This window comes from Moorena sp. SIO4E2 (assembly GCF_010671945.1).
In the GTDB taxonomy this organism is placed as follows: domain Bacteria; phylum Cyanobacteriota; class Cyanobacteriia; order Cyanobacteriales; family Coleofasciculaceae; genus Moorena; species Moorena producens.
This window is the reverse complement of record NZ_JAAHIE010000314.1, coordinates 1-8,778: the sequence shown is the minus strand read 5'-3', so window position 1 is coordinate 8,778 and position 8,778 is coordinate 1. Positions and strand designations below refer to the sequence as shown.

Below are 8,778 nucleotides of genomic sequence, written 5' to 3'. Positions count from 1 at the left end.
TCTAAATAGATGGGTGGCAGGCTTAACTCCAATTGCCGATGACCACCCCTCACTTAGACCACAATAAAATGCACCTTGACCGTCTTATCCGGGATTATCCCGATTAATTACGGTTTAAGAGTATCCCCCCTCCTTTTCCTATTCGTGGGGGAAGTTAATCGGGTTCAAGCTTCATTAGGCAAGGACTTCAGCTTTTTTATGATCCCTTACTGACGTTCAATAGGAGTAGAGTGGGCATCCTGCTGTGGAATGGGAATATTGATAACCGGCAAAATGCCCATTCCACAGCAAAATGCCCATTCCACCTCACTCTTAAAATCATTTCATTATTAAGCAACGCTGATTCGTTTGGGCATAGTGGGGTAGCGTTCGTATATCCCCCCACACTAGATAGATGCCCTTGCTTTATCCTGCACGAGTACCATTCGGAATGATCTTTTCAGGCATAGCTAAAACTGGGGTTATACCATCTGCATAGCCAATATCAAAAAGCATGCCCTCTGATTGTTCTCCCATCATCTTCCTAGGCTTCAAATTAACTATAAATAAAGCCTGCTTACCCTCAATCTCTGCTTTAGGGTTTTCTCTCTCTTTTTTCATACCTACTAGGATCTTGCGTTTGAAATCACCAAAGTCAACCGTTAATCTGATCAACTTATCTGACTTTGGCAAATCTTCTACTAGCTCGATTGTGCCAACACGTATATCAATTTTTTCAAAGTCTTCATAAGAAACAATTTCTTTAATTGGAGCAACCTTAAAAGGGTTAGAGCTACTCATTTATGGATTCCTCACTAGTAGAGTTCATATATTATAATAAGATGCGTGCCAGATGAAGCTTCAGTATTTTTTATCCTGTGCAGTTACTTTACTTTGAGCTGCATCGGAATAATACAATACAAAGTGTGTCCTAGGAGCAACAGACCTAATTATACAGGAGTCCATAATTCAATTCATAGTCATCGGTGACAAGTTAAGGCTGTATACCAGTTGTCAAGGGAGTTTGCTGGAAATCAGCAATTCTCATTTTAGGAAATAGGTGTTCAACACCTACACAAAATTTGCCATAAGACAATACACAGTGGTAGATGTTTTGTGAAAGCAAAGGCTTGAGCCGGATGATGCGAGGAGTGTCAAGTCCGGTTCTTAGGGGAGGGAGATACGGTGACGTATGCTCTGTTACCCGCCACTTTCACGTATGGTATGACAGGAGAGGTGCCCCGGGTAATACAGTGCATCGACTCTACCAGCTTCAACAGCTGGGAGCAGGGAAAAGAAATATGTCCTAAGCTTTGCTTCGACTGGTATATAGCAGTCGCCAGGGCAGTTAGGACATGACAAAAGTCTCACACCCTTTGTAAGCGCAAGAGTTTGACTTCTGACTTCTGACTTCTGACTTCTGACTTCTGCTATACCAACTCGGAAAACCTTTTTTGAGGATTTGCGAGCCTTGACCCGTTACATGTATTTCGATAGCTGGGAAGATCTGCTCACTTTCATCCTCCAGGGATTGGAGTTATAACTCCCTCCCAAAACTAGTTAATATTTCATACTGAGAATTGCTGGTCATTGCTGATTAGTCTTGACAGATTTGAATTCATAATATAAGGAACTACGCATTAAGGTGTTTGACATTGATAAAAGCTGAAAAAGGTGCGACCCGAACGCGCCCCGCGTCGGCTTTGCCGATAGGCGCGACCCAAGGGCGATTTACTCGCCCATTGGAAAGCCCACCTTGAGGTGCGACCCAAGGGCGATTTACTCGCCCATTGGAAAGCCCACCTAAGCGCGAATTTAATTCTTAATGGGTCAAGCGCACAAAGAGCGGAAAGCGCACCTAAGCTGTTTGAGTAAACTTTTGCCTGTGGCCTGTGGCCTGTGGCCTGTTGCCTTCGGCGTAGCACTATACTATCTCGCCCCCGATCTTTCCAATATTCCTCCTCCTCCTGATGCTTTAAATTCCAATAAATCATCCCTATGCCAAAGCAAAGACCCTCCAATGCCAAAGCAAAGACCATGAAAAGACCTGGTCAGGGTAACAATACCTGTGGAGGATCGTACTTTTCGGGATCTAGAATCGGGGAATGGGAATTATGGATTGGGTACTTTAAAAACTAAGCTAATGACAATAAAAGCGTTTGACTTGAATTCGCATCAAAATACGGCATCGGGTAAGACAGGTCGGTTTCGCAATTGGATAGTGGGGTTCACGAAAAAACCGATCTCTCTCAATTCCCCAGCTTCCAATCCCCATTTCCTAATACCATTGATGACACTATCGTTGTGGGGACTACCAATCCTATCAGGGTTAGCCGCCAAAGCCTCAGATATCCCACTAAAAGTGGGAGTAGTGCAGCGCTTTGGAGATGAACCAACGGACAAGCTCACTCTGAAAGCTGCCCCGGACGATCAGCTAACCGTCAAATTTTTAGGCGGTGATATGCAACCGAAAACCAAGCAGCTTAGCAGCCTCAAGCTGGAAATAGTCAATAAACCGTTACAGCAGCCCCAGATCGAAGAGTACGTGGTATTGAGTAACCATGGAACCTTTGAAACTGCAGAAGATAGTGCCAATAAATGGCGGGAAAAGGGGATTGAGGTGGAAGTTGCCAAGCCTGACCGCTGGCAGGTGTGGGCAAAACGGAGTGTTTATCAAACCCCTTTATTGCGACGTCTACTGCTAGCAAGTATCAAAGCCAAAGGTGATACTACTGCCTATATTGATACTAATGTTGTCACCGAGGTGCCCCATGCTTCCTTTGTGATTGGTAACTATCGCTACCATCGACGGGAAATCGATATTACTGCTGGTAAAAATCTGATCTGGGTTAGCAAAGGAAAAAATAACCGTAGGACAAGACTTTATCCTGGTAGTCTACGCATCCAGCCCAATGCTTATGGTGACTATACCTTAGTAAATCAGGTACCTCTAGAAAGCTACTTGCGGGGTGTGGTACCTCATGAAATTGGAGCTGGAGCACGCTATTCAACCGTAGCTGCTCAGAGCATTATTGCTCGCACCTACGCCTTGCGGAACCGACGCCGATTTAATGTTGACGGTTACGAACTCTGTGCCGATACTCACTGCCAGGTTTATTTCGGAATAAATCAAACCAATCCAGTGGCTGACCGTGCGATCGCAGCTACTAAAGGTCTGGTGCTGACTTACAACAATGAGTTAGTAGATGCTCTGTATTCCGCTGCAACTGGTGGAATCAGTGCGCCCTTCAGTGATGTTTGGAATGGTTCAGAACGTCCTTACTTAAGAGCAGTGGTAGACTCCCCATACTCCCTCTGGAATTTGTCACAAAAATCCTTAGCAGACGAACAAAATTTCCGTGAGTTCATGAACATGAAGCAAGGATTTAATGAGACTGACAATAGTTACTTATTCCGGTGGAAGTACAACAATACCTTGGATCAAGTCACCAGCCATTTACAACGCTATCTCAAAAAAACCAAACACCCCCTTGCTAACTTCACTACCATTGAGCATATGGAAGTGGTAGAGCGTTCACCAGCAGGACGAGTGCTGAAAATGGCGGTAACAACGGATCGGGGTATGCTGGAGTTGAGTAAAAATGAAGCCCGCAGCGCCTTTGGTCCTCCCCGCAGCACCCTCTTCTACGTAGACCCGATTTATGACAAAGGTAATCAAACCCTCAAAGGCTTCGTTTTTGTTGGTGGCGGCTTTGGACATGGGGTTGGCTTTAGCCAACACGGTTCCCAAAATTTAGCGAAACTCGGTTGGTCCGCAGAAAAAATTCTCAGCTTCTATTATCCTGGTACTCAAATTCAGCCTTTGAACAATTCTATTATCTTCTGGCAAAATGCCAGCGCACTAGTTAAGCCCTAGTCTAATCAAGGGTAAAAGAAGGGAGAAGGGGAAGATATGGAATAATTTCAGGAAAATTATTCCATATCTTCCTTGATTTAGCTTGGATTTAGCGTGATTTCGCCATCATCCCATTACCTAATCATCTCATCACCCGATCTGCGGCGATGGGGAAGTAAAGAGCTCAAAGAGTAAAACACCCAACTTGTAAGCTCTCTTACTTCCCCTCTGTTATTAGTACTTATATTAGTACTTAGTACAGTGCTTCCTCTTGATGAGTAGTGATCGTGCAATCAGAGGTGGGGTAGGCTACACAGGTCAGAACGTAGCCAGCCTCCATTTGGTCATCATCCAGGAAGGATTGGTCTGACTGGTCAATACTACCACTTTCTACTTTGCCAGCACAGGTAGAGCAGGCACCTGCACGGCAGGAATAAGGCAGATCTACACCTTGCTCCTCGGCAACGTCGAGAATGTATTCGTCCTCAGGAACGTCAAGGGTAGACTCTCCATCTGGAGTTTTCAAGGTGACTTTGTAAGTTGCCATGTTTTAGTAATCCTCTCGATTTAAAACAATAGTAGAGACTTTGTGAGTATACGCCAAAAGCCTATCCTTTGGTTCAAGGAGCTTGGCATGCTTATTTTTACTCCATCTCTGATACTACGGGAAAACTCTCAGTAGATTAAGACCGATTAAGAATGAAAGGCTTAATCGCCAATTATATAAGTAAAACTTATATAATATTCACAAGTATATACACCAGAGAGTTAGGTCTCAAACCGCTCCATCAAAATGCTTTAAGGTCTAGTTTTAAAAGGATTTTTACAGATCCGATCTCCCTCAGATAACTTTGGTAAAATCCTTATTAATTTATAATTAGAAATACTTATCATTACCATCTAAGACCTGTATCTATACATGGGGTAATCCGATGATGGGCTGATGGATAAAAAGGTATCTCACCTGCCAGGCTTGAGATCGGTTTTGCGGTATCATGGTAAGTTTGCAGCGATGCAGCGCCGACCAGCGGGGGTTTCCCCCACTCGCTATTGCATCAAGACAATGACCAGCAAAAAAGGAACAGAAATTACAATGGCTCAAATGTATTACGATACCGACGCTAACCTAGACCTACTGGCGGATAAAACTATTGCTATTATCGGCTACGGTTCTCAAGGTCATGCTCACGCCCTTAATCTTAAAGAGAGTGGCATGAATGTGATCGTAGGACTGTATCCAGGTAGTAAGTCTAAGGCGAAAGCTGAAGAAGCAGGCTTAACCGTCCACACAGTGGCTGATGCTGCAAAAGCGGCTGACTTGGTGATGATCCTGCTGCCCGATGAAGTGCAAAAAACCATTTATCAGGCAGAAATTGAGCCAAATCTGACCGAGGGTAATGTTATTGCCTTTGCCCACGGCTTCAATATTCATTTTGGTCAAATTGTTCCCCCAGAGTTCATAGATGTGATCATGGTTGCTCCCAAAGGTCCAGGACATTTGGTGCGGCGCACCTATGAACAGGGAGAAGGGGTACCTTGTCTATTTGCTGTTTACCAGGATGCCACAGGTCAAGCACGCGATCGCGCCATGGCTTACGCCAAAGGAATTGGTGGTACCCGTGCCGGAATTCTTGAAACTACCTTCCGGGAAGAAACAGAAACTGACCTATTTGGTGAGCAAGTCGTATTGTGTGGCGGCTTGAGTGAATTGATAAAATCCGGATTTGAGACCCTAGTCGCTGCTGGTTATCAACCAGAATTGGCCTATTTTGAATGCCTTCATGAAGTGAAACTGATTGTTGACCTAGTCGTCGAAGGTGGTTTAGCTAACATGCGGGATAGCATCTCCAACACTGCTGAATATGGTGACTATACCCGTGGGCCAAGGATTGTTACTGATGAAACTCGCGCCGAGATGCGTAAAATTCTCAAAGAAATTCAATCAGGTCAATTCGCCCGTGAATTTGTCTTGGAAAATCAGGGAGGTAAACCGGTCTTCACTGCTATGCGCCGTCAGAATAAAGAACATCCCGTCGAGGAAGTCGGTAAAGACTTACGCGCTATGTTCAGCTGGTTGAAAAAAGCTTAAGCATTGTTGACTGTTGACGGTTTACGATTAACCTTTTAAATCAGGAATTACTTATCATCAGGACTTACGTCATAACTATACTGGTCGGATCGGTAAATAAATCATCCTACTACTTATAGTATTTAAACTCAAGTTTGGCGTAAGTCCTGTAAATTTCAGATTTTACCTTATACAGTAGGACGATTATGAATCCAGGGGTTTGCTGCTTCCAACTGAGCCGCTAATGCCAATAGTGTTGCTTCTGATGCTGGAGGTCCCACTAACTGAATTCCTACAGGTAAACCCTTGTCATCAAAACCAGCAGGAATTGCGATCGCAGGAAGTCCAGTAGCATTAAATGGTGGACACGGTCCAATCCAATTAATAATATTCTCCAAGGTTTCTTCATAACTCAAATCGTCCCACTCTCCTACCCGAATCGGTGAATGTAAATAAGTAGGTAACACTAGCACATCATAGTTGTAAAAGAATCCCACAATCTGACGCGCTATAATTTGTAGCTTAGTCACCGCTTGTAAGTATTCCCCAGCAGAACCGGATTGTTCAGCAATCCAGCGATTCATGGGACTTAAGGCTTCTAGAGGAATTCCTGCTGACGTTACCCCAGCTTGCCATACTGTCTTAAACGGTTCTACTATCTCACTGAAATCTGGACAACCTGGTTCAACCAAATGTCCCATCCCTTCCAGTCGCTGCATGGTTTCCACCACAATCTTTTCACATACAGCTGACGCTTCTCCCATCGGTTTAATCGATGTGGCAAAACTAATCCGCAAATTATCCAGTTGTTGATGGGTAGCCTCTAGAAACGATATCTCTGGGTCAGGTAACCAGTAAGGGTCTCCAGTAATATAGCCAGACATCACATCCAGTAAAGCAGCTGCATCAGCTACCGTCCGTGCCATCGGACCAATACTAGCAATACCACTTTGAAAGTCTCCTACTGGAGCATAAGAAATACGACCTCGTGTCGGTTTTATCGCCACCAAACCACAACAAAAGGCTGGACCGCGCAGGGAACCGCCACCATCGGAACCTTGGGCAATGGGAGATAAGCCAGCTGCTACTGCTGCAGCGGAACCACCACTGGATCCCCCTGGTGTGTAGTCCAGATTCCAGGGATTGCGAGCTGGTGGAAATCCTGGGGGTTCGGTATAGGGTAACGAACCCAGTTCAGAAGTAGCAGTTTTACCTAAAATAATGAATCCAGCTTGCTTGATCCGCGTGATTACCCCATCATCATACTCAGGAATATTGTCTTTGAGCGCAGCAACACCAAAGCTACAAGGGAGTCCTTCTACAGCCCTGAGGTCTTTAATCGCAATCGGAACACCAAAAAATGGAGGGAGTTTAGAGGTATCGGTAGTTTGGGAAAGTTGTTCAGTTTTGGCTTTAGCATCCACAAGTGCCATGTCAGAAGCCACAGTGAAGTAACTGCCTAGTTGAGGATTTAATCCTTCGATCCGTTCAAGGTAGAGTTGGACTAATTCCAGCGGTGATATCTCACCCTTGCGGATCAGTTGGGCTTGGTCTAGAGCTGGAGTAAACGCTAGGTCAACTTGATTCATAATGCTTGTTTCCCATAAACGGATGCTAATTTGCCAAAAAAAAATGCCTAAGAGTATTACTTACCAATACTTTTAGGCATTGAGATGCTAGTTAGTAAAACTGAATTCTTAAAATCTCAAAGCTATACAGAGTAGGAGTTTGAGAGACTTTTTGTTAAACGTTGCTTAAATCGAAGGCTACAGCAGGTTAGGGGGTCAGCCCAGACCATAGCTGTCTTAAGATTAACTTTATCTTTATTAACTGCCCATTATACCATTAAATTTATTTTTCTATGATAACACATAGTCAAATCCCGGTTATTTTCCAGAGTTTGCGAAAAATACTAGCTAGGTTGCAGCTACCGAAGAGCCAAAATTTTTCGGTAACTTAGGTACTATACCACTTCACAGCTTCATCACAAAAGATGCCTTCACCTTTTCCTGGGATGAATCCCTACCTGGAGAAACCTGAATATTGGTCACAAGTTCACAAATGGCTCATTGTCCTGATTGCCCAAAGCCTTAACCCCCAGCTACGTCCTAAGTATCGGGTAGCAATTGAGGAAAGAGTCTACAACGCTACTGGTGATGATTCGATGCTAGGTAGAGTGGGCATCTTGCCCGCCCGAAAAGATCATGTAGTGGTTCAAAGTTCTCAAAGCAACCACCAAGATCCGTCACCCCTGGTTACCGTTGCTGCTCCTAGCGTTAAAGCAATGAAGATTGCTCTACCGATGACTGAAATGGTTAAAGAGTGGTATTTAGAAGTGCGAAAGCTAGAAACTGGCAAAGTAATTACTGTCATCGAAATTCTTTCTCCCAAAAACAAACGGTCTAAAGCCGTAGGCCACGCTACGCGATCAGAAGGGCGCAGCAATTATGAAACCAAACGGCAAAAAATATTAGATAGCTTAACCCATTTAGTGGAAATTGATTTACTGCGTCAAGGAAAACCAATGGCTATGAATAATCAAGCCTTCCAAAGCCACTATCGCATCGTAATCAGCCGTTCTCAAGAACGTCCCCAAGCCGATTTATATGCTTTCAATCTCCCCCAAGCAATCCCTTCCTTTCCTTTACCTCTCCAACCAGAGGATACAGAACCTACGGTTAATTTACAACAATTATTACATCAGCTTTACGACCAAGGGAGTTATGATTTAGCGATTGATTATAGTCAAGACCCTCCACCACCTTTATCGACCGCAGATGCAAGTTGGGTAAAGCAAGTCTTGATTGAATAGTAGCCTGCAGCTGGTTCTATATTGGAGTAAGATCAAGTTCGGTTAATCCCTTACGAAATAATA

6 protein-coding genes are annotated in these 8,778 nt (G+C 44.2%); 3 read left to right on the top strand and 3 right to left on the bottom strand.

Annotated elements, in window-relative coordinates; all coding sequences use genetic code 11:
* Positions 1–405 precede the first annotated feature (405 nt).
* The gene (locus F6K37_RS25385; protein WP_008188182.1) at positions 406–780 is read right to left on the bottom strand and encodes a tRNA-binding protein; all 375 of its coding nucleotides are present in this window, start codon (positions 778–780) and stop codon (positions 406–408) included.
* Between the two features lie 1,489 nt (positions 781–2,269).
* Here F6K37_RS25385 and F6K37_RS25380 point away from each other — a divergent pair.
* Complete coding sequence (locus tag F6K37_RS25380; protein WP_502887775.1) at positions 2,270–3,856, top strand: SpoIID/LytB domain-containing protein; 1,587 nt, start codon at positions 2,270–2,272, stop codon at positions 3,854–3,856.
* Between the two features lie 232 nt (positions 3,857–4,088).
* On the opposite strand, the gene F6K37_RS25375 is transcribed toward F6K37_RS25380, so the two are convergent.
* The gene (locus F6K37_RS25375) at positions 4,089–4,382 is read right to left on the bottom strand and encodes a ferredoxin (protein WP_287252976.1); all 294 of its coding nucleotides are present in this window, start codon (positions 4,380–4,382) and stop codon (positions 4,089–4,091) included.
* A 546-nt stretch (positions 4,383–4,928) separates the two neighbouring features.
* On the opposite strand from F6K37_RS25375, the gene ilvC reads away from it, so the two are divergent.
* Positions 4,929–5,924: a ketol-acid reductoisomerase gene (gene ilvC / locus F6K37_RS25370; protein ID WP_287252981.1), complete on the top strand. Its 996-nt coding sequence runs from the start codon at positions 4,929–4,931 to the stop codon at positions 5,922–5,924.
* A 167-nt stretch (positions 5,925–6,091) separates the two neighbouring features.
* Here ilvC and F6K37_RS25365 read toward each other — a convergent pair whose 3' ends face one another.
* The gene (locus F6K37_RS25365) at positions 6,092–7,492 is read right to left on the bottom strand and encodes an amidase (protein ID WP_287252974.1); all 1,401 of its coding nucleotides are present in this window, start codon (positions 7,490–7,492) and stop codon (positions 6,092–6,094) included.
* A gap of 404 nt (positions 7,493–7,896) precedes the next feature.
* Between F6K37_RS25365 and F6K37_RS25360 the strand changes: the two genes are divergently transcribed.
* Positions 7,897–8,715 carry a DUF4058 family protein gene (locus tag F6K37_RS25360; RefSeq protein WP_287252972.1) on the top strand — a complete coding sequence of 273 codons (819 nt, stop codon included), beginning with the start codon at positions 7,897–7,899 and terminating at the stop codon, positions 8,713–8,715.
* Positions 8,716–8,778: the final 63 nt, after the last annotated feature.